Raw genomic sequence first — 261 nt, forward strand, 5'->3', positions numbered from 1 at the left:
TGATATCTTTTAATATTTCCAACGAAATTAAGAATCAAAATGAGCATAATCAGCTCGAACCACCAGCAGTTGTAGATCAAGGCTTTCGCCACCGGCGTACCATAATCATTTTCTACAAAAGTGGCCATAGCCATAGAAAATGCATAAAGAAGTAACAGGGTACCCATCGTGCGGGTAGAGAAGAGAATTCGGGTCAGCTTTGCTATCATTTTCAGGAATCCTGCCGGCTACTTGCCGGCAAAGCCGCATAATAGATATTTT

1 protein-coding gene is annotated in these 261 nt (G+C 41.8%); it reads right to left on the minus strand.

What is annotated here, in order from left to right; genetic code table 11:
- Positions 1-209: hypothetical protein (locus ACH13J_RS18515; protein WP_397544811.1), on the minus strand; the 209-nt coding region annotated here is incomplete at its 3' end.
- Positions 210-261: the final 52 nt, after the last annotated feature.

The sequence above is a fragment of the Roseovarius salis genome, from assembly GCF_044472985.1.
GTDB classification, from domain to species: Bacteria; Pseudomonadota; Alphaproteobacteria; order Rhodobacterales; family Rhodobacteraceae; genus Roseovarius; species Roseovarius salis.